Source organism: Nonomuraea sp. NPDC050451 (assembly GCF_044458585.1).
The window spans coordinates 403,898-424,268 of sequence record NZ_JBITHZ010000002.1 but is presented as its reverse complement, the minus strand read 5'-3'; the positions used below and the strand labels follow the sequence as shown (position 1 = coordinate 424,268).

Annotated in this window: 22 protein-coding genes; 12 read left to right on the top strand and 10 right to left on the bottom strand. The window is 71.9% G+C overall.

Annotated features, from left to right (window positions below; genetic code table 11):
- Positions 1-11: 11 nt before the first annotated feature.
- Genes ACIBI9_RS07965 through ACIBI9_RS07945 form a run of 5 tightly spaced genes read right to left on the bottom strand, consistent with a single transcriptional unit; the run spans position 12 to position 4,185 of the window.
- The gene (locus ACIBI9_RS07965; RefSeq protein WP_394500884.1) at positions 12-407 is read right to left on the bottom strand and encodes a hypothetical protein; all 396 of its coding nucleotides are present in this window, start codon (positions 405-407) and stop codon (positions 12-14) included.
- A complete protein-coding gene (locus ACIBI9_RS07960; RefSeq protein ID WP_364830805.1) occupies positions 404-850 on the bottom strand; it encodes a hypothetical protein in 447 nt (148 codons plus the stop codon). The genes ACIBI9_RS07965 and ACIBI9_RS07960 overlap by 4 nt, the downstream gene beginning before the upstream one ends.
- Positions 851-876: 26 nt before the next feature.
- Positions 877-1,653 (bottom strand): carbon-nitrogen hydrolase family protein, encoded by a 777-nt coding sequence (locus ACIBI9_RS07955; protein ID WP_397221198.1) that lies wholly within the window; start codon positions 1,651-1,653, stop codon positions 877-879.
- Complete coding sequence (locus tag ACIBI9_RS07950) at positions 1,613-2,533, bottom strand: DUF418 domain-containing protein (RefSeq protein ID WP_397221197.1); 921 nt, start codon at positions 2,531-2,533, stop codon at positions 1,613-1,615. The genes ACIBI9_RS07955 and ACIBI9_RS07950 overlap by 41 nt, the downstream gene beginning before the upstream one ends.
- Complete coding sequence (locus ACIBI9_RS07945) at positions 2,530-4,185, bottom strand: alpha/beta hydrolase (protein WP_397221196.1); 1,656 nt, start codon at positions 4,183-4,185, stop codon at positions 2,530-2,532. Before ACIBI9_RS07945 ends, ACIBI9_RS07950 begins: the two co-directional genes overlap by 4 nt.
- Before the next feature lie 144 nt (positions 4,186-4,329).
- Between ACIBI9_RS07945 and ACIBI9_RS07940 the strand changes: the two genes are divergently transcribed.
- Positions 4,330-5,496 (top strand): pyridoxal phosphate-dependent aminotransferase, encoded by a 1,167-nt coding sequence (locus ACIBI9_RS07940; RefSeq protein WP_397221195.1) that lies wholly within the window; start codon positions 4,330-4,332, stop codon positions 5,494-5,496.
- A 110-nt stretch (positions 5,497-5,606) separates the two neighbouring features.
- Complete coding sequence (locus tag ACIBI9_RS07935; protein ID WP_397221194.1) at positions 5,607-6,020, top strand: aldo/keto reductase; 414 nt, start codon at positions 5,607-5,609, stop codon at positions 6,018-6,020.
- A gap of 190 nt (positions 6,021-6,210) precedes the next feature.
- Here ACIBI9_RS07935 and ACIBI9_RS07930 read toward each other — a convergent pair whose 3' ends face one another.
- The 3 genes from ACIBI9_RS07930 to ACIBI9_RS07920 form a co-directional block, all read right to left on the bottom strand.
- Positions 6,211-7,308, bottom strand: coding sequence for an aromatic acid exporter family protein (locus ACIBI9_RS07930; protein ID WP_397221193.1), 1,098 nt, complete (start codon positions 7,306-7,308; stop codon positions 6,211-6,213).
- A 49-nt stretch (positions 7,309-7,357) separates the two neighbouring features.
- Complete coding sequence (locus tag ACIBI9_RS07925) at positions 7,358-8,476, bottom strand: aromatic acid exporter family protein (protein WP_397221192.1); 1,119 nt, start codon at positions 8,474-8,476, stop codon at positions 7,358-7,360.
- Between the two features lie 110 nt (positions 8,477-8,586).
- Entirely contained in the window at positions 8,587-9,255 is a 669-nt protein-coding gene (locus tag ACIBI9_RS07920; RefSeq protein ID WP_397221191.1) for an alpha/beta fold hydrolase, read from the bottom strand.
- 188 nt (positions 9,256-9,443) lie between these two features.
- Between ACIBI9_RS07920 and ACIBI9_RS07915 the strand changes: the two genes are divergently transcribed.
- Positions 9,444-10,544, top strand: a complete 1,101-nt coding sequence (locus tag ACIBI9_RS07915) for a ring-opening amidohydrolase (RefSeq protein WP_397221190.1) — start codon at positions 9,444-9,446, stop codon at positions 10,542-10,544.
- A 22-nt stretch (positions 10,545-10,566) separates the two neighbouring features.
- Here the strand turns inward: ACIBI9_RS07915 and ACIBI9_RS07910 are convergent, their stop codons facing one another.
- Positions 10,567-10,674: a nucleotidyltransferase family protein gene (locus tag ACIBI9_RS07910; RefSeq protein WP_397221819.1), complete on the bottom strand. Its 108-nt coding sequence runs from the start codon at positions 10,672-10,674 to the stop codon at positions 10,567-10,569.
- A 22-nt stretch (positions 10,675-10,696) separates the two neighbouring features.
- Here ACIBI9_RS07910 and ACIBI9_RS07905 point away from each other — a divergent pair, with 22 nt between their 5' ends.
- From ACIBI9_RS07905 to ACIBI9_RS07870, 8 genes are all read left to right on the top strand, one after another.
- Positions 10,697-11,071, top strand: a complete 375-nt coding sequence (locus ACIBI9_RS07905; protein WP_397221189.1) for a PadR family transcriptional regulator — start codon at positions 10,697-10,699, stop codon at positions 11,069-11,071.
- 66 nt (positions 11,072-11,137) lie between these two features.
- Positions 11,138-11,665, top strand: a complete 528-nt coding sequence (locus ACIBI9_RS07900) for an SseB family protein (RefSeq protein ID WP_397221188.1) — start codon at positions 11,138-11,140, stop codon at positions 11,663-11,665.
- An 88-nt stretch (positions 11,666-11,753) separates the two neighbouring features.
- The gene (locus ACIBI9_RS07895; protein ID WP_397221187.1) at positions 11,754-12,356 is read left to right on the top strand and encodes a prepilin peptidase; all 603 of its coding nucleotides are present in this window, start codon (positions 11,754-11,756) and stop codon (positions 12,354-12,356) included.
- A gap of 43 nt (positions 12,357-12,399) precedes the next feature.
- Positions 12,400-13,581 carry a chorismate synthase gene (aroC, locus tag ACIBI9_RS07890; RefSeq protein ID WP_397221186.1) on the top strand — a complete coding sequence of 394 codons (1,182 nt, stop codon included), beginning with the start codon at positions 12,400-12,402 and terminating at the stop codon, positions 13,579-13,581.
- A complete protein-coding gene (locus ACIBI9_RS07885; RefSeq protein ID WP_397221185.1) occupies positions 13,578-14,078 on the top strand; it encodes a shikimate kinase in 501 nt (166 codons plus the stop codon). Before aroC ends, ACIBI9_RS07885 begins: the two co-directional genes overlap by 4 nt.
- Entirely contained in the window at positions 14,075-15,145 is a 1,071-nt protein-coding gene (gene aroB, locus ACIBI9_RS07880) for a 3-dehydroquinate synthase (protein ID WP_397221184.1), read from the top strand. The genes ACIBI9_RS07885 and aroB overlap by 4 nt, the downstream gene beginning before the upstream one ends.
- On the top strand, positions 15,142-15,576 hold the full coding sequence (gene aroQ, locus ACIBI9_RS07875; RefSeq protein ID WP_185077687.1) for a type II 3-dehydroquinate dehydratase: 435 nt from the start codon (positions 15,142-15,144) through the stop codon (positions 15,574-15,576). Before aroB ends, aroQ begins: the two co-directional genes overlap by 4 nt.
- On the top strand, positions 15,573-16,325 hold the full coding sequence (locus tag ACIBI9_RS07870) for an SGNH/GDSL hydrolase family protein (protein ID WP_394500864.1): 753 nt from the start codon (positions 15,573-15,575) through the stop codon (positions 16,323-16,325). The genes aroQ and ACIBI9_RS07870 overlap by 4 nt, the downstream gene beginning before the upstream one ends.
- 465 nt (positions 16,326-16,790) lie before the next feature.
- Here ACIBI9_RS07870 and ACIBI9_RS07865 read toward each other — a convergent pair whose 3' ends face one another.
- Positions 16,791-18,791, bottom strand: a complete 2,001-nt coding sequence (locus tag ACIBI9_RS07865) for an ATP-dependent DNA helicase (protein WP_397221183.1) — start codon at positions 18,789-18,791, stop codon at positions 16,791-16,793.
- 230 nt (positions 18,792-19,021) lie between these two features.
- Between ACIBI9_RS07865 and ACIBI9_RS07860 the strand changes: the two genes are divergently transcribed.
- Positions 19,022-20,341 carry a hypothetical protein gene (locus tag ACIBI9_RS07860; RefSeq protein ID WP_397221182.1) on the top strand — a complete coding sequence of 440 codons (1,320 nt, stop codon included), beginning with the start codon at positions 19,022-19,024 and terminating at the stop codon, positions 20,339-20,341.
- Positions 20,342-20,371: the final 30 nt, after the last annotated feature.

The following is a 20,371-nucleotide window of genomic DNA, read 5'->3' as shown; positions in this document are numbered from 1 at the left end:
CGGCAGGTTGACTAGGGGACCGGAATTCGTTCGACGCGGATCGAGAAGACCTCTTCGCGGGGCACCACGACCTCGTAGGCGCCGTGGTCGACCAGCCAGTAGCCCAGCGCCTCCGCCTTCATCCCGCTGTGCCCCGTGTAGGCGATGTGCAGACCGTCGTCGTCCTCGTCGATCACGATGCACGGCTCGCCGCCGAACGCCCCCACGGTGCGGATCAGCACGAGCCACTCCACCTGCGACCTGGCCACCACCCTGCGCCAGTAGCCCGACGCGGGCTCGAACCCGTCCAGCTCGACCTCGCTGAACAGCACCACCTGGCCGTTGTCGGGACCCAGGGCGGCGGGCAGCGTGCGATCGTCGAAGCGCGCCACGAAGCCGGAGGCCACCGGCATGATCTCTTCACTCATGCGGCGGGCCGCCAAGTCAGGCCGTCGTACTCGGCGAAGGGCCGCTCGCCGTCGGCGGTGACGTGGACGATCTCCGCCCCCGCCGGGATCGGCATCGGAACGGTGTGGAACTGCGGCACCACGTGGTCCGACGATGTTGTGAAACCGTTGCCGGCGAACGGCGGCGCGTCGCTCCAGTCGCCACCCATGTGGGGCCCGTACGGGACCGCGTACGTGTCGACGTCGCGGGCGTACCAGCGCATCAGGTAGAGCTCGGGCACCTCGGCGAACAGCTCCGACCCGTCGAAGGACAGATCGAGCCCGTAGTAGAGCGACTCAGGCGTGGTCAGCCTGACGCAGTCCTGCACGCGGTAGACGTAACCCGAGATCACCGTGCGTTTGCCCGACAGGTATGGCACGAGCAGACGCGGCGGGACAACCTTCTGCATCTGCGTTCCGCTCACGGTACTACTTTACGATCGGTTGAACCTCAGAGAACCCGGTGTTGGAGGCAGGGCAGGGTCGCCCTGGCCGCTGTTGTCCATTCGTGATCCACCCGCACGATCTGCACGCCGGGCGCGGTGCCCAGATCGGCGCGGATCACGCCCAGGGGATCGACCAGCATGCTGCGGCCCACGCCGTAGCCGTCGGACGACTCGGCCGGGTTGGGCGCCTGGCCGACGGCGGCCGTCCACATCGTGTTCTCCAGCGCCCGGGCCCTGACCAGGGTGACCCAGTGGTCCTCCTTGAGCGGCCCGGAGCCCCACGCGGCGATCACCGCGAACAGCTCGGCGCCCTTGTCCACGAGCGCCCTGGCCAGCTCGGGGAAACGCACGTCGTAGCAGGTGATGAGGCCGACCTTGAGCCCCGCGAGCTCCACCACGGCCGGCTCCGCGCCGGGCGCGACCAGGTCGGACTCCTTCGCGCCGAACGAGTCGAACAGATGGATCTTCCGGTACGCCGCCTTCACCGCGCCCTGGGCGTCGATGGCCACGGCCGTGTTGTGCACGCGGTCGTCGCCCGGCTCGAAGACACCGGCGATCACCGCCAGCCCGTGCTTCCTGGCCGCCTCCGCCAGGCCCGTCACGAACGGCCCGTCCAGCGGCTCGGCCAGGTCCGTGATGCGCCGGCCGTAGCGGGTGAGCGCGGCCTCGGGGAAGATCGCCAGGTCGGCCCCCTCGGCCCTGGCGAGCGCCTCCTGGGCTCGTTCGAGGTTCGTGGCCGGGTCAGGAGACACCGGGATCTGGCAGAGGGCGATTTCGGTCACGGCCCGACTCTAACCGGTTGGGCACCACTCGAAACCAGGTCAGGCACCGCCAGATCCACTCAAGAGGCCCGTACCTGAACCTGGCCTGCCACCACCTGCTGAACAGCACCTGCGCCGCCACGGTCACCGCCGCCAGCGCCACCACCGACCAGCGCGTCGGGTCGGTGTTCAGCAGCGGGGTGGCCAGGACGATCACGACCGTGCCCGTGACGTAGTTCGTCAGCGCCATCCTGCCCAGCGGCTCCAGCACCGCCGACGACCACGGCCGCAGCGCCAGCAGCAGCCCCAGCGAGTACGCCGCCGCGCCCGCCAGCGCGGCCGTGCTGTAGAGGATCCACCCGCCCACGCTCGCCCAGGCGGCCGTCAGCAGCGCGCCGGCCAGCGCGGTGACCGCGAACGAGGGCAGCAGCAGCGACCTGGACGGGCTCAGCCGCCACAGCCCCATGCCGATCAGGAACAGGCCGGGGATCAGCATCGCCCCGCCGCCCACCTGGAGCCCCCACGCCACCACCGCCAGCCCGAGCAGCAGCACCGGCAGGCCGCCGGTCAGGAACGAGGCCGGCAGCAGCACCGCGGCGCCGTAGACGGCGTAGTCGGTCAGCACCTCGCCCTCGTAGAACGTGTGCTGGACCAGCCCGAGGCAGAACAGCCAGAACAGCCTGCTCAGCAGCGCCCAGCGGCTGTTTCCGCGCAGGAACAGCATGAAGCTGATGCCGAACAGCAGCGAGAAGATCGGGTAGAACCGGCTCTGGAACAGCGCCTCGATGACCCAGTCGACGCCGTTGCGCGGGTCCTTGGCGGTGTGCTGCCAGGTGTTGACCAGCATGATGCCGCCCACCGCGAAACCGCGGAGGGCGTCGAGCTCACGGATGCGCGTCACAGGAACCAGGCCAACCACCATACGAGGAATCCGGCGCCGACGGCGGCCGCCGCGATCTGCGGCCAGCGCCGGTCGCGCAGGAGCGCGGCGGCGGTCAGCGCGGCCGAGGCGGCGGCGATCCAGGTGTAGACGACGGCCGTGCCGGGCACGCCGACGGCGAGCGCGGTCTCGTTCCGGCTCGCCAGGGCGTACACGGACTGCCCGACCAGCCCGGCGAAGGCCACACCGGTCAGCCCGCCGAAGGCCGCCAGCGCCCGGCCCTTCAGCGCGGCCGCGACCAGCTGGATCAGGGAGACGAGCGCGAACAGCGCGAAGGGCGCGGCCAGCCAGGGCGACTTCGAGATCTGGTACGGGGCGCCGGTCACGTGCAGGTCGCCTGCCCGCCCGGTGTCGTCGTCGGCGCACGGCGAGGTCGTGTCGTCCTTCGGGTCGTCGAGGAACTCGACGATCTTGCGGCGGGCGCAGGCGCTGGTCAGGAAGACGGCGTGGGAGGCGCGGGGGAACTCCTCGAAGCGGGCGTCGGGGAGGGCCTCGGCCGCGGGCTTGGCGGTCCTGGTGGGGGTGGTGGGGTCGTACTGGCCGCCCAGGACGTACACGGGGGCCTTGGTGGTGGCGTTGACGGGCTTGGACTTGGGGAGCTGCCAAGCATCACACACCGCCTTGTCCCCATTTACGGTGAAAAGTCGGGATTTTGTGGCGTATGTGTTGAACGGGACCTCGTCCTGGCACTGCACCGCGTGATACAGCCCGAGCTCGTGCGACACCAGCCCCCCGCCCACCGCGTCGGCCAGCGCCCGCAGCAGCTCGTCGTGGCCCTTCGCGAGCGCGCCGACCATGGCGGGCGCGACCGCCGCGAAGTCCGCCTCGTGCAGCGCCTCCGCCATGATCGTGGCCACGTCGTCGCCGCCGATCCGCGCCGCGAACGCCTTGCCGAGCAGCGGGTCGGTCGTCGTCACCTGCGCGGGCGCGGCGTTCAGCCGGGCCGTCATGGCCTCGAACGCGTCCTTCATGTCCAGCCGCGCTGCCGTGTCGGCCAGATTCCGGTCGGCGTCGTCGTACCAGTTGACGCTCTCCGGCAGGTACGAGTCCAGCACCACCGACCGCACGCCCTTGGGGTCCGCGGCGGCCACGTCCATCATGACCCTGGTGGAGTAGCTGACGCCGAACAGGTTCCAGGAGTCGTACCCCAGCTTCTCCCGTAATGCGACGACGTCGGCCGCGATCTCCTTCGTGTTGTATCCCCGCAGGTCGACACCCTGCTCCTGGAGCCTCTGGCGGCAGCGGCCGGCCGCGGCGCCGACGTCGGCGGGCGGCCGCCTGAGCTGCCCGAGCAGCGCCTCGGCCGTCTCGGGGCAGCCCAGGACCGGCTCGGAGTACTTGCTGCCGCGCTGCTCGATCGTCACCACGTCGCGATCGGGGAACATCTGGCTCAGGAAACCCGTCAGCTGCATGGACGCCGACCCCGGACCCCCGCTCATGTACACCACGGGGTCCGGCTTGCGGTCCTTGGCGGTGGAGGCGTGGACCGCGTACCCCACCTTGATCTTCCGCTCCGGCGCGTCCCTGCGCTCGGGAACCTCGAGAAAACCGCAGGTCGTACGGGGTGGCATGGCGACCGGGCAGGCGCTCGGGCCGGCATCCGACGGGGTCATGACAGGGGGTGTCGTTAAGGCTAGGGCGAGCACGACCCGAATGATCACGAGACGAGAGTACCGACAAGGCGCGCCGGACCGCTCCACACGACATCAGGGGGCGGAATGATGAGCGGCTTTCCCGCCGGGCATAGCCTAAGTGCCGTGACCGAACCACTTGTTGCCAGGATGCGCGCCTTCGGCACGACGATTTTCGCGGAGATGAGCGCGCTCGCCGTCGAGACCGGATCCATCAACCTCGGCCAGGGCTTCCCCGACACCGACGGGCCCGCGGCCATGCTCGACCGCGCGGTCCAGGCGATCACCTCGGGCGCCAACCAGTACCCGCCGGGTCCGGGGATCCTGGAGCTGCGCCGGGCGATCTCGGAACACCGCTCCGCCCACTACGGCCTCTCCTACGATCCGGCGGGCGAGATCCTGGTCACGGTGGGGGCCACCGAGGCCATCGCGTCGGCCGTGCTCGCCCTCTGCGAGCCGGGGGACGAGGTGATCGCCTTCGAGCCGTACTACGACTCGTACGCGGCCTCGATCGCGCTCGCCCAGGCCCGCCTGGTCGCCGTCACGATGCGCCCGGTGGAGGGGCGCTTCACCTTCGACCCCGACGAGCTGCGCGCCGCCGTCACCCCGCGCACCCGCGTCATCCTCGTCAACTCGCCGCACAACCCCACCGGCACCGTCTTCACCCGCGCCGAGCTCGAGGTCATCGCCGAGCTCTGCCAGGAGCGCGGGCTGATCGCGGTGACCGACGAGGTGTACGAGCACCTGACGTTCGACGCGGTCGAGCACATCCCGCTGGCCACGCTGCCCGGCATGCGCGAGCGCACGGTGATGATCTCGTCCGCGGGCAAGACGTTCTCGGTCACCGGCTGGAAGACCGGCTGGATCTGCGCCCCTCCCGCCCTGGTCACGGCGGTGCAGACGGTCAAGCAGTTCCTCACGTTCACGTCGAGCGCGCCGTGGCAGCTGGCGGTGGCGTACGGGCTGCGGCACGAGCTCGAGTGGGTGTCCGCGCTGCGGGCCGGCCTCCAGGACAAGCGCGACCGCCTCATGGAGGGCCTCGCGGCCGCCGGCTTCTCCGTCCTGCGGCCCTCCGGCACGTACTTCGTCCAGACGGACATCCGCCCCCTGGGCTTCACCGACGGCCTCGAACTCACCCGCCGCCTCCCCGACCTCGCCGGCGTGGTGGCCATCCCGACCCAGGTCTTCTACGACCACGCCGACCGGGGGCGGCACTTCGTCCGGTTCGCGTTCTGCAAGAAGGACGAGGTCATCGACGAGGCCGTGACCCGCCTCAAACACCTCTCCACCTGACCCGCCATCAGCGCTCAGGCGGGCGGCGTGGTGCCGGTCGCGGACGAGGGGCGCAGGCCGTCGAAGACGATGGCGAGGGTCCTCGTCCGCAGGCCCTCGTCCCACCCGTTGTGCTGCGCCGCCACGGGACGCTCGGCGGCGGCGTGCTGACCGGCCGCTACAAGCACGGCGAGGCCCCCGCCCCTGACAGCCGCATGGGCAGGTTGCTCGGCCACTCCCTCCCCGGCGCGAACCGCTGGGCCCGATCACTGCTCAACGAACGCAACCTGGACGTCGCCGACGAACTGGTCAAGGTCGCGGCCGAACTCGGCGCCACACCGGCGGAGGTGGCCCTGGCCTGGGTGGCGCGGCGCCCCGGGGTGACCTCGGTGCTGATCGGCCCGCGATCGGTGGAGCAGCTGCGGGAGAACCTGGCGGCGTTCGACCTCGACCTCCCGGAGGAGGCGGTGGCCCGGCTGGACGAGATCTCCCACCGCGACCTCGGCCCCATGGACGGCTCGTTCTTCCACCTCGTCCCCCGCTGAGCTGCTGTTCGGGCTCGCCACGGCCTGCCAGGTCCGCCCGCCACCGGACCACGGCACCCCCCAGCCGACCCTGCTCCGCTGGGACGGCTGCGCCTGGAAGCGCCACTCGGCCCCCGCCATCCCGGGGTGGGCGTCGCCGACGTCCTGCGTATGTTCACGATCCCGCCCTGACGCGGCAGGCTGCCTGCGGTCAGCGGCGGCTGGTCTCGTCGCGGGGCTCGTCCAAGGGGGTGAGCGTTTCCGTGGCCGCCTCGTGCTCCATCCCGGTCGCCTGCAGCAGGTCGACGACCACGGAACGCAGCTGCGCGATGATCACGTGCGCCGAGAAGCCGAGCCCCTCGGGCCGCTCCCTGGCCGCCACCGCCAGCAGCGCCTGGCGTGCCAGCGTCGGCTCCCGGCCGGCGCCGAGCTCCAGCTGCAGGAGCAGCGCCGCCTCCGAGACCTCGCGCAGGGCCTCCGCCAGGGCGGTGGGCGGCGGGCTGGCTTCCCCGAGCGAGGCGAGGGTGCGCCTGCTCAGCACCCGGGCGTTCCGCATCGCGAGGTCCACCGGCACGGCGGCGGTCTCGTAGCGCGCCAGCCTGGCCTTCCTGTGCCAGTGCAGCGGCGAGAGCATCGTGATCTCCTTGGCGGTCTCCAGCGCGTGCTCGAACTCCTCCACCGCCTCCTGCGTGTTCCGCGCCTCCTCCAGCGCCTCCGCCGCCAGCTCCACGTCCCGCTTCTCGATCGCCTCCGCCGCTCGTTCCAGCACCGTGGACAGCGCGTCGAGCACCCCGGACAGGTGCTTGGCCGCGATCGTGAACGGGCTGGCGGGCAGCAGCGCGACCGCCACGACCCCGACGATGCCCCCGGTGAGCGCGTCGGCCATCCGGTCCAGTCCGCCGGCCCCGTCGCCGGGCACCAGGGTGGCCACCAGCACGGCCGACGACCCGGCCTGCGCGACGAACAGCGCCCCGCTGTTCAGCAGCACCGCGACGGCCATCGCCAGCGCCACCACGAGCGCGAGCTGCCAGGCGCCCGAGCCGATCCAGGACACCAGCAGGTCGCCGACGCCCACCCCGAGGCTGACGCCGATCACCAGCTCGGCCACCCTGCGCAGCCGCTGACCCAGCCCGACGCCCACGCAGATCAGCACCGAGATCGGCGCGAAGAACGGACGGGGGTGGCCGAGCAGCTCCATGGCGATGATCCAGGCCAGTGCGGCGCCCACCGCGCACTGCGCGATGGAGGGAGCCATGAGGCCGAACGTGCCCAGTCGTTCCTTCACATGATCGCTGAGCCTGGTTCGCACCCTTCCACCTTGGCGGATTTATATGACATTGAGGTCACGTTTGCCCCAGCTAAGTCCGTTTAGTCGGGCGTTGTGTGGATTTTCTGGGGCTGCTGGAGTCCTTTGAGTCTGGGGGTTCGTCCTCCTCGTCAGCTGACCGGTCGTCGGGGTGGACGTCCAGCGGCGGCAGGGTCGCGACCGCCTCGTCCCGATCGATGCCGGTGGCCTGGAGGAGGTCCACGATGATGGACCTGAGCTGGGCGATCATCACGTCCGCCGAGAAGCCCCACCGCTCCGCCCCCTGCCGCGAGGCCACCGCCAGGATCGCCCGGCGCGCCCTTTCCGGCGAGCGCTCGGCGGCGAGGTCGTCCCGCAGCATGAGCGTCGCGTCGGCCAGCTCGCGCAGCTCGCGGGGCAGCCAGGGAGGGAGGGTGGCGGGGCCGTCGAGCGCCACGATGGCCCGCCTGGCCAGCACCCTGGCGTTCCTGAGCGCGTGATCGAGTGGCACGGCCGCCTGCTCGTACCCCTCCAGGGAGGGACGGCGATGGCGGTGGAGCGGCGAGATGGTGGCGATCTCCTTGCCCGTCTCCAGGGCCTGCCTGAACTCCTCGACGTTCTTGTGGCTGCCACGAGCCTCCTCCAGCGCGTCGGTGGCCAAGCGCACGTCGCGATTCTCGATGGCCTCGGCGATCTGCCGCAGAGCGTCCGCCAGCGCGCCGAACGTCCCCTTCGCATGCCTCCTCGCCAGCGCCGACGGGCTGGTGGGCAGCAGGGCGACGGCCGCGAGCCCCATGAGCCCGCCGACCAGCGCGTCGACCATCCTGTCGAACCCGCCGCTGCCGCTCGGCGGCAGGAGCGTGGCGACGAGCACGGCCGAGGAGCCCGCCTGGAGGACGATCAGCGAGCCGCTGTCGAGCAGCACCGCCACGCCCATGGCCAGCGCCACCACCAGCGCGATCTGCCAGGCGCCCGAGCCGATCCGCGACACCAGCAGGTCGCCCACGCCGACGCCGAGGCTGACCCCCACGACCAGCTCCACCACCCGTCGCATCCGCTGTCCCAGCGCCACCCCGATGCAGATCACCACCGCGATGGGCGCGAAGAACGGGCGGCTGTGGCCCAGCAGGTCCTTGGCCACCAGCCAGGCGATCGCGGCTCCGACCGCGCACTGGCCGATCGAGGGGGCCATCAGCCTCAGTCTGCCCAGACGCTGATGTACGTGCATGTCAACCACGCCCCTACCCTGCCGTGGTTACGTGACACCAGGGTTACGGCGTGATGAGATGCGGCGCGGCCCCGTCAGGCGTCGAGGAAAGCGTCCACCGCCTGCAGGAACCGGCTGCGGGCCATGGTGTGGATCAGATGCCCGACGTCGATCGTGACCAGCCGCGCCCCCGGGATCCGCGCCGCCAGCTCCCCGGTGTCGACCTGGCTCTGCTCCCCGCCGCTCAACACCAGCGTCGGCGCCGTGATCTTGTCGAGCCCCTCCAGCCAGGCGGGATCGGGGCCGACCAGCTGCCGTTCGGTGTCGTGCATCATGCGCCAGTCGAACCCGGTCGAATCGTCCTCGACGAGCGGCGGGCGGTTCTTGAAGGGGAGCGGCGGCGGCGCGTCCTCGAGCACCAGCCGCTCGACCCGGTCGGGGTGGTTCATGGCCGCGTGGTACGCCGTCACGCCGCCGAGCGAGTGCCCGATCAGCGTGGTGCGCCCGATGTCCAGGTGGTCGAGCAGCGCGACGACGTCCTCGGCCATCTCGGGCAGCTCGTACGGGCCCAGGAAATCACTGGCCCCGTGCCCGCGCAGGTCGAGGGCGATCACGCGGTAGCGCGCCGCGAAGTGCTGGGTGATGCCGTTCCAGTCGTTGTGGTTGGCGGTCCGGCCGTGGATCAGCAGGAGCGGGGGAGCGGTGGGGTCGCCTTCCTCCCGGTACACGAGCTTGATCCCGTTGACGTGTGCTTCGCGAATCACACCGGCGACCATATCGCTCGCGGCTCCGGACTCTTCTCGGCTCTCGGCGTACTCCCCGGCCCGTGGTGCTGAGCGCACCTTGACATCGTCGGCGGGCTTCATGGGCAGACATTGACCATGAACCCCGCTGACCGGCTCGGATAGCGTCGCGAGGGCGGGGAGGACCGGTAACGGAGAAGGGGCGTCATATGCCGGACCCGATAGAAGTACGCAAGGTGCCGATCGAGAGCGTCACCGACGCCTCCGGTCTCGCGCGGCTCATCGCCGACGGGGTGATCGAGGCGCGCCGGGTGCTCGCCGTCGTCGGCAAGACCGAGGGCAACGGCGGCGTGAACGACTACACGCGCATCCTCGCCGACCGGGCCTTCCGCGAGGTGCTGGCGGAGCACGGGCATCCCTCGCCGGAGAGCGTGCCGCTGGTGTGGTCGGGCGGCACCGACGGCGTGCTCAGCCCGCACGCCACCATCTTCGCCACCACGGCTGACGCGCCCCCGTCCGACGAGCCACGGCTGTCGGTGGGGGTGGCGATGAGCGAGGTGATCCTGCCCGAGGACATCGGCAGGCCCGCGATGGTGGAGAAGGTCGCGGCAGGCGTACGCGAGGCCATGAAGATCGCCGGCATCGACGACCCGCGCGACGTCCATTACGTACAGACCAAGACGCCGCTGCTCACCCTGGCCACCATCACCGACGCCAAGAGCCGTGGCCAGGACACCGCCATCGAGGAGACCGGCCCCTCCATGGACCTGTCCAACTCGACCACCGCCCTCGGCATCGCCGTCGCCCTCGGCGAGATCGACATGCCGAGCGCCGACCAGATCCACAAGGACCTGTCGCTGTACTCGTCCGTGGCCTCGTGCTCGTCGGGGGTGGAGCTGGACCGGGCGCAGATCGTGCTGGTGGGGAACGTCCGGGGGATCGGCGGCCGCTACCGCATCGGCCACAGCGTCATGAAGGACGCCCTGGACGCCGACGGCATCTGGGAGGCCATCAGGGACTCGGGGCTGTCGCTGCCGGAGCGCCCGCACCCGTCAGACCTCGGGGGGCGGCTGGTGAACGTGTTCATGAAGTGCGAGGCCGACCCGTCGGGACGGGTGCGCGGACGGCGCAACATCATGCTGGACGACTCGGACGTGCACTGGCACCGGCAGATCAAGGCGACGGTGGGCGGGGTGGCAGCCTCGGTCACGGGCGACCCGGCGGTGTTCGTCTCGGTGGCGGCCGTCCACCAGGGCCCCTCGGGCGGCGGCCCGGTGGCCGCCATCTCCGACCTGTCGCCCCAGGAATAGGGGCCCGGGGTCGCGTCAAAGCTCAGGGCCAGGGGAGGGCGGTGAGCTCGGCCCCTGCCCTGATCGCCCTGTCCTCGGCCTCCCAGGACAGGTCGGACGGATCGTAGTAGACCAGGTCGTAGTCCTTGATCCCGTGCTCCGGGTCGCGGCCGGTGACGTGGTTCCAGATCGTCTGGACGACCGCGAGCGCCGTCGAGCACGGCGGTCAGGGTGGGATTGCCGCCGAGCTCCGAGCCCTGCTCCATGATCCCGGGCACGATCGCTACGGGCTCGAGGTGTGCGAGCTGGCGCAGCTGCCGAGCGGCACGGTCTACCCGATCCTGGCCAGACTGGAGCAGATCGGCTGGGTGGAGAGCCGGTGGGAGGATCCGGAGACGCACGTCGCGGAGGGCCGCCCGCGCCGCCGCTACCACCGGATCACCGCGGACGGCGCGGAACAGGCGCGTGACGCCGTCGCGCGGGCCTACCGGTCGCGCAGGCAGCAGGTGCCCGGCTGGCTGAACCACCACCCGGGCCCGGCAATCTAGACCCGCCGTCGGTGCGCTGCAGGCCTGGCTCGGGGGCAGGGGCGGGCGCGGGTAGTCTCGGGGGTTGTGCCGAGCATCCCGCGACCTCTCGATCCCCACGACGACGGCGGCGCCGCGCCCGCCGTGGCCGCAGCCCTCGCCTCCTATCAGGAGGGCACCGCCGACGCCGCCGACGTGCTGAACGCCCTCAGCGGGGCCAGGCTGCTGGTGCCCGTCGTGGCGCTGCTGACCGAGAGCGAGGTCGGCGCGCACGGGCTGCGGCAGGAGAAGGAGAGCGAGATGGCGCTGCCCAAGCTCGTCGGGGCGGACGGCAGGGAGGCGGTGCTCGCGTTCACCGGCAGCGAGGCGCTGGCCCGATGGCGGCCCGACGCCCGGCCGATCCAGGCCACGGCGTTGCAGGTGTGCCAGGCGGCGGTGCAGGAGAAGGCGGCCGCGGTCGTGGTGGACGTGGCGGGGCCGGTGCAGTTCGTGATCGAGGGAGCGGTGCTGGAGGCGCTGGCGGCCGTCGAGTCGGGCACCGTCGATCGGCTCGACGGCGTGACCGTCGCCAAGGTGGAGCCCGTACGGCGCCGCCGGTGGTTCTCCAGAAGGTGACGCCTTCCGGGGGCGGGGTCCGGCGCCGGGGACATCAGGTGGAGTGAACGGCCCCACGTGCCCGGGGGCAGCGCATTAAGGTCGGCTCGTGGTCGCACTCATGGCGCTCGCCGGGCTGATCTGCGGACGCCACCTCCGCGGGCTGGCCGACTCCTACGACGAGGGCCCGGTCCACTACGACCAGGGCGCAGTGATCCAGCGCTCCGGGCCGGGCGTCGAGCTGGTGACCGCCGCCGTGGCCGCGCTGGTCGCCTGGCGGTTCGGGCTGCCGTACGTACCTTTCGCCCTCATCGGCACCGCCCTGGCGGTCGTCGACTGGCGTACCAGCCTGCTGCCCGACGCGATCACGCTCCCGGCGTACCCGATCCTGGCCCTGGCCCTGGCGCCGACGGGAGAGCTGCCCAGGGCGCTGGCCGGCGGCGCGGCGCTGACGGCTGTATATGGGCTGCTCTGGTTCATCAGGCCGGAGGCGATGGGCCTGGGGGACGTCAAGCTGGCCGGGCTCATCGGGATGGCCGCCGCGGCGCTGAGCTGGCAGGCGTGGATCGTCGCGGCCTTCTGCGGGCAGCTGCTCGGCGCCCTCTACGGCCTGGCGCTCCTGCTGTCCAGGCGCGGGACGAGGCACACCCAGTTCCCGTTCGGGCCGTTCATGCTGATGGGCGCGTTCATGACACTCTGTCTCGGCTGGTGAACGCGGGACATCTCACTAGGCAGCACATGGAAGACTTGTACGCATGTTGCGCTGGTTGACCGCCGGAGAGTCCCACGGCCCCGAACTCGTCGCCATCCTCGAAGGCCTGCCGGCCGGGGTGGAGGTGAGCACGGCCGCCATCGACGAGGCCCTGCGCCGCCGCAGGCTCGGTTATGGCCGGGGTGCCCGGATGAAGTTCGAGCAGGACCAGGTGACGATCGTGGGCGGCGTCCGCCACGGCCGCACGATGGGCAGCCCGGTCGCGATCCGGATCGGAAACACCGAGTGGCCCAAGTGGGAGAAGGTCATGGCGGCCGACCCGGTCGACCCGGCCGAGCTGGAGGGCCTCGCGCGCAACGCGCCCCGGTCCCGGCCGCGTCCGGGCCACGCCGACCTGGCGGGCATGCAGAAGTACGGGTTCGACGACGCCAGGCAGGTGCTCGACCGGGCCAGCGCCCGCGAGACGGCCGCCCGCGTCGCGCTCGGCGAGGTCGCCAGGCGCTTCCTCAAGCAGGCGCTGGGCGTCGACATCGTCAGCCACGTCACCGAGATCGGCGGCGCGAAGAGCCCGGCCGAGACCCTGCCCGGCCCCGGCGACCTGGCCAGGATCGACGAGGACCCGGTGCGCTGCTCCGACGCCGAGGGCAGCGCCGCGATGATCGCCGTGATCGACAAGGCCCACAAGGACGGCGACACGCTCGGCGGCGTCGTCGAGGTCCTCGCGTACGGCCTGCCGCCCGGTCTCGGCAGCTACACCCACTGGGACCGCAGGCTCGACTCCAGGCTCGCGGGCGCGCTCATGGGCATCCAGGCGATCAAGGGCGTGGCGGTCGGCGACGGCTTCGAGACCGCGCGCAGGCCCGGCTCCCGGGCCCACGACGAGATCGAATACACCGCCGAAGACGGCGTGCGCCGCATCACCAACCGCGCGGGCGGCGTTGAGGGCGGCATGACGAACGGCGAGATCCTGCGCGTCAGCGCCGCCATGAAGCCGATCTCCACCGTCCCCAGGGCGCTGGCCACCATCGACGTCAAGACCGGCGAGGCGGCCAAGGCCCACCACGAGCGCTCCGACGTCTGCGCCGTGCCCGCCGCCGGCATCGTGGCCGAGGCCATGGTCGCGCTGGTGCTGGCCGACGCGGCCCTCGAGAAGTTCGGCGGCGACTCCGTCGAGGAGGTCGCCCGCAACCTGTCCGGCTACCTGTCTTCGATGGTGATCAAATGAGCAGGGCTGTATTGATCGGTCCCCCCGGGTCCGGTAAGACGACGCTCGGGCGGTTGCTCGCCGAGCGGCTCGGCGTCGGGTTCCGCGACACCGACTCCGACGTGGAGGCCGTCGCCGGCAAGCCCGTCTCCGACATCTTCGTCGAGGACGGCGAGGCCCGCTTCCGCGAGCTGGAGCACGAGGCCGTGCGCCGGGCCCTGGCCGAGCACGACGGGATCCTGTCGCTCGGCGGCGGCGCCGTGCTCAACGAGGACACGCAGGCCCTGCTGGAGGGCCACCACGTCGTCTACCTGCAGGTGGGGCTGTCGGACGCGGTCCAGCGGGTGGGGCTCGCCTCGGCCCGGCCGCTGCTCGTGCTCAACCCGCGCAGCCAGCTGAAGAAGCTGATGGAGGAGCGGCGGCCGGTCTACGAGCGGCTGGCGGTGGCGACCGTGGTCACCGACAAACGGGAGCCGGAAGAGCTCGCCGACGAGATCATCAAGGGGCTGCCGGCATGAGTGCGACGAGGATCCACGTACGCGGTGACAGCCCGTACGACGTGGTGGTCGGCACCGGAGTGCTGGCCGAGCTGACCACGCTGCTCAAGCCCGGCGTGCGCACGGTCGCCGTCATCCACCCGGAGACCCTGCCGGAGATCTCCGGCCCGGTCGGCGAGGCGCTGCGCGAGGCCGGCTACGACGTGGTCGAGCTGCCCGTGCCCGACGGCGAGCAGGCCAAGAGCGTCGAGGTGGCCGCCGGGCTCTGGTCGGCGCTCGGCCGCAACGGCGTGACCCGCTCCGACGCCGTGGTGGGCGTGGGCGGGGGCGCGACGACCGACCTGGCGGGGTTCGTGGCCGGCACGTGGCTGCGCGGCGTACAGGTCGTGCTCGTGCCCACGACGCTGCTCGCCATGGTCGACGCGGCCGTCGGCGGCAAGAACGGCATCGACACGCCCGAGGGCAAGAACCTCGTGGGCACGTTCCTGCCGCCCGCCGGGGTGCTGTGCGAGCTGTCCACGCTGGCGAGCATGCCGAAGCGCGACTACGTGGCCGGCCTGGCCGAGATCATCAAGGGCGGGTTCATCGCCGATCCGGAGATCCTCAGGCTCGTCGAGGCCGACCCGGAGGCCGCCACGAGGCCCGATGGCCCCCACACCCGCGAGCTGATCGAGCGCAAGATCCAGGTCAAGGCCGACGTCGTGGGCGCCGACCTGCGCGAGGCGGGCCTGCGCGAGATCCTCAACTACGGCCACACCCTCGCCCACGCCATCGAACGCGAGGAGCACTACGCCATCCGCCACGGCGAGGCCGTCGCCATCGGCATGGTCTACGCCGCCGAGCTGTCGAAGCTCGCCGGCCGCGCCGACCTGGTCGAACGCACCAGATCCATCCTCACCGGCGTCGGCCTGCCCACCGCCTACCGCGCCGACGCCTGGAAGTCCCTGCGCGACCACATGCGGCTGGACAAGAAGAACCGCGGCGCCAAGCAGCGGTTCGTCGTGCTCGACGGCCTGGCCGAGCCGGGCCGGCTCGAAGGCCCCTCGGAAGAGCTGCTCGAAGCCGCGTACAAGGAGATCTCCGCATGATCCTCGTCCTCAACGGGCCCAACCTGGGCAGGCTCGGCACCCGCGAGCCCGACATCTACGGCGCCGAGACGTTCGAGGACCTCGCGACGCTCTGCCGCGACACCGGCAGGAAACTCGGCGAGCACGTCGAGGTGCGCCAGACCAACGACGAGGCCGAGCTGATCGGCTGGATCCACGAGGCCGCCGACGGCCGCATCCCGGTCGTGCTCAACCCGGCCGCCTTCACCCACTACTCCTACGCCCTGCGCGACGCGATCGCCATGCGCACGGCGCCACTCGTTGAAGTGCACATCTCCAACCCGGCCGCCAGGGAAGAGTTTCGCCACAACTCCGTCGTCGCCGGGGTGGCGACGGGCACCATCGCGGGCTTCGGACTACAGTCGTACGTCCTTGCGCTGCACGCTATCGCGGAGATGAACACCACCTCATGAGGCACTACAAGTCCTTCGTCGCCCTCGGCGACAGCTTCACAGAAGGACTGAACGACCCCGGTCACAACGGTCACTACCGTGGCTGGGCGGACCGGGTGGCCGAACGGCTCGCCGCCGACGAACCCGGCTTCCGCTACGCCAACCTGGCCGTGCGCGGGAAGCTGCTCGACCAGATCGTCGCCGAGCAGGTGCCGGTGGCCGTCGAGATGGCCCCCGACCTGGTCAGCCTCTGCGCCGGGGGCAACGACCTGCTCAGACCGGGCAGCGACCCCGACGTGATGGCCAAGAAGCTTGCCCGCGCCGTGCGCGACCTGCGGGCCGCCGGCTCGGACGTGCTGCTGTTCACGGGGGTGGACCCGCGCGACACGCCGCTGATGCGGCGGCTGCGCGGCCGCTTCGCCGTCTTCTACCTGCACGTGCGCTCCATCGCCGACCTCTACGGGTGCCGGCTGGTGGATCAGTGGTCGATGCAGGGGCTGCGCGACTGGCGGGCGTGGAGCGCGGACCGGCTGCACATGAACGAGGACGGGCACCGGCTCGTGGCGGCGCGGGTGCTGGACGTGCTGGGGGTGCCGTTCGAGGACTGGCGCAAGGACTGGCCGTCGCGCACCGTCGACCCCCGGGCGCGGCGGCGCGAGGACGCCCAATGGATCCGCGAGCACCTCGTCCCCTGGATGTCCCGCCGCCTCCGCGGCGTCTCCTCCGGCGACGGGCTGTCTCCCAAGCGTCCTGACCTGACTGCTTTTTAGTATTTTACGGCTGAGCACGGGCAGGCCACCCGCCGGACTTCGGCTGGTGGCCCTCCAGGAAACGGCCGCTGACCCTTCACCGGCTGACCGCCGCTACGGAGCGCACGCTTGACCGGCTGGGTGCTGAAAGCCGGACCGGCTCCATGCTTCCCCCTTTCCCCCGCTCTCGTTGCGCCGCCCCCACCGCACGGCTTCTCGCCGCACCGGCGCCCGGGTTACGCGCCGCACGCGTTGCGCCGAGCTCCGCCGCGTGACTGCTCGCCGCACCGGCGCCCGAATGGCTCGGGGGCGGTGCCCGGTGGCTCGCGCTCGGCGGGGTGGCGGGTGCCGTCCCGCCGTGCCGCCGTCCCGCCGTCCCGATGTGCGCCGCCGCCGTGTGCCGCCGCCGTCCCGCCGTGCGTTGTGGCGTGGTGTGCGTGGTGACGAGCGCCGCTGCACGCCTGGCTGCCGCGTTCGGCGGGCGGGTCAGGTGGGGGAGTCGGCGGTGAGGCGTTTCAGGGCGGCGCGGGGGATGGCCGGGTCGGTGGTGCGCCAGAACGGAGGGAGGGAGCCCAGGAGGAAACCGCTGTAGCGGGCCGTGACGAGCCGGGGGTCGAGGACGGCGATGACGCCCTTGTCGTCCTGGGCGCGCAGGAGGCGGCCGGCGCCCTGGGCGAGGAGGAGGGCGGCGTGGTTGGCCGCGACCGCCATGAAGCCGTTGCCGCCCCTGGCCGCCACGTGGCGCTGCCGGGCCGACGTCAGCGGGTCGTCCGGGCGCGGGAACGGCACCCGGTCGATGATCACCAGCCGCAGCGAGGGCCCCGGCACGTCCACGCCCTGCCACAGCGACAGCGTGCCGAACAGGCAGGTGGGCTCATCCTCGGCGAACTGCTTGACCAGCAGCATCGTCGAGTCGTCCCCCTGGCACAGCAGCGGCACGTCCAGCCGCTCGCGCAGCGCCTCCGTGGCCGCCTTGGCGGCGCGCATCGAGGAGAAGAGGCCCAGCGTGCGCCCCCCGGCCGCCTCGATCAGCTCGGTGATCTCGTCGAGGTACTGCTGCGGCAGCCCGTCGCGGCCGGGCTGGGGAAGGTGCTTGGCGACGTACAGGATGCCCGCGCGGGGGTGGTCGAACGGCGAGCCGACGTCGATGCCCTGCCAGCCCTTGCCGTCGCCGAGCCCCCACTGCGCGGCCAGCGCGTCGAACGTGCCGCCCAGGGCCAGGGTGGCGGAGGTGAGGATCACCGTGCGCTCGCCGAACAGCTTGTCGCGCAGCATGCCGCTCACCGTCAGCGGCGCGACCCGCAGCGTGGGCGGGCGCCGGTCGGTGCCCGCGTCGAGCCAGACCACCTCGGCGCGGTCGGACTCCGAGGCATGGCCGTACGCCTCCAGCATGCGCACCGCCGTGTCGTGCACCTCGTCCAGCGCCGAGAACGCGGCCTTGCGCTGCCCCGCCTTGTCGGGGTCGTCCTTGTCGGCGCCGCGCGGCCCCATGGCCGTGACGCACCGCGCGGCCGAGTCGCGCACCAGCGCCAGCGTCAGGCCGAGCACCTGCGGCAGCTCGTCGATGCGCCCGGGCGGCGCGGCGGCCAGCAGCGCCTTGAGGTCCTCGCCCGCCTCCATGAGCTGGTCGGCGATCCCCTGCTCGATCAGCCTGCCCACCCGGCGCACCGCCAGCGCCACGGTCAGCTCCGACAGCTCGCCGGTCACCACCGAGGTCACCCGGTCGACCAGCTCGTGGGCCTCGTCCACGACCACGACCTCGTGCTCGGGCAGCACCGGCAGGTCGCCCATGGCGTCGATGGCCAGCAGCGCGTGGTTGGTCACCACGACGTCCACCTCGCCCGCCCGCGCCCTGGCCATCTCGGCGAAGCACTCGGCCCCGCTCGGGCAGCGGCTGGCCCCGAGGCACTCCTGCGCGCTCACGGAGAACTGCCGCCACGCCTGCTCGCTCACCCCGGGCACGAGCTCGTCGCGGTCGCCGGTCTCGGTCTCGTCGGCCCACTCCTGGATGCGCTGCACCATGCGGCCGGTCGCGCTCACCTCGCGGGGGTCGAAGAGCTGGTCCTGCTCGTCCTCCTCGGGCCAGCCCGCCGTCGCCTTGTAGCGGCACAGGTAGTTGCGGCGGCCCTTCAGGATCGCGAACGTCGGCTCGTGCGGCAACTCCTTGCCCAGCGTCTCGGCCAGCCGGGGCAGGTCGCGGTCGACGAGCTGGCGCTGCAGCGCGATCGTGGCCGTGGAGACCACGACGGGCGAGTCGCTGTCCATCGCGTGGCGGATCGACGGCACCAGGTACGCCAGCGACTTCCCGGTGCCGGTGCCGGCCTGGACCGCCAGGTGCTCTTCGCCGTCGATGGCCTGCTGCACGGCCTGGACCATGGTCATCTGGCCCTGCCGTTCGCTCCCTCCGAGAGCGTTTACCGCGACCTTGAGAAGTTCGTCCGCAGACGGGAGATGGGAGTCCGGCACGGCAGTAAACGCTACCCGCATTCCGGGGTCGCCGTGCCGAACGCGGTGTGATCGGCCAGATGCATCCCGGCGTTCCCGGACCCTCGCGGCGGCACCCGTGGCACACTGGGCGGTCGGGACTCCGGCGGGTCAGAGAAGGCCTTCACGCGGAGTGACCAAAGGGGTTCCCGGTGTAGATGGGAAGGCCGGTTCAAGAGGGTTTTCCGGGGTTGAGTGGACGGGAAAAGGCTGGTTAAAGCAGTATGTCTGCCATGTCGGAAGTTGTCCCGTTGCCGTCGTTCGGCGAAGTGTTCTTCGATGCGCGAGGTCAGGAGCGGTGTCTCCGCGTCACGTGGCATGAGGGCACGCTGGTCCTCAGCCTCTGGCGCGGCGAGATGTGCACCGCGAGCTTCCGCATGCCGATGGAGGACGTCGGGCGCCTGCTCGACACTCTCGACGAGGGTTTCGCGGAGGCCACGGGCGAGCAGCCCGCCGTGCCCGCGCACGACCCGGGCACCGAGGTCATCCCCGGCACCGGCCAGTACCAGCGGCCGACCCAGCCCGTCCAGCAGCCGCCGCAGGCGCAGCAGCACCAGCCCGAGGAACGGCCCACGGCCGCCCTGTCGCCCAACGACGTCCTCGTGGCCAGGGGTGCCCCTCCTGCCCACCAGGACAAGCTGGTGGCCTCCTACGGCGAGACCACGGCCCCCAGGGACACCATGCCCCCGGCGTACGGCGAGCCCCCGGCGTACGGCGAGGCTCCTAGGGATGCCTACGGCGAGCGGGCCCCCTTCACCGGCCCCCAGTACGTCGAGACGACGGCCCCGCAGCAGCGCTACACCGGCGACCCGCTCAGCGGCCCGCAGTACACCGGCGACCCCTTCAGCGGGCCCCAGTACACCGGCGATCCGCTCAGCGGCCCGCAGCAGTACACCGGTGACCCCTTCAGCGGTCCGCAGTACACCCCCGAGCCGCCCCAGTACGCCGGCCCGGCCGCCCAGGCCGACCATTTCCCGGGCCCCCAGTACATCGACAACGAGCCCGTCTACCAGATGCCCGGCGACCAGCGCCGCCCGGCGCCGCTGAGCACCGACCCGCTCGGCTTCCCCTCCCAGGCCGCCGCCCCCCACCAGCAGGCTCCTCACCAGCCGGCCCAGCACCGGCCCGACCAGTACCAGGGCGACCCTTACTCGTCCGACCCCTACGCCAGGCGCTCCGACGCCTACCAGCAGCAGCCGCCGCAGCAGCAGGCCCCGGCCGCCGCGGGCCTGGGCACCCCCATGCACGGCATCCCGGGCGCGGGCCGGCGCCGTCCCGCCCCTCAGCCCGTCCGCGACGACTACGCGGCCCCCCAGCCCCTGCGTGACGACTACGCGGCCCCCCAGCCCCTGCGCGACGACTACGCCGCCTACCAGCAGAGTCCCGCTCCGAACCCGGTGGACCCGCTGCTGTCCATGGGCCGGCAGGAGCACCAGCAGCCCGACGCGCTGTCCCGCCCGTACGTCGTGGACCCCATGTTCTCCACGGGCGAGCGCCTGCGGCCCGGGGAGCAGCCGGACTACCACGAGCGGAGCGACCGCAGGGAGTGGTGACACGCCGGGTCCGGGAGCCAGGTACGCTCC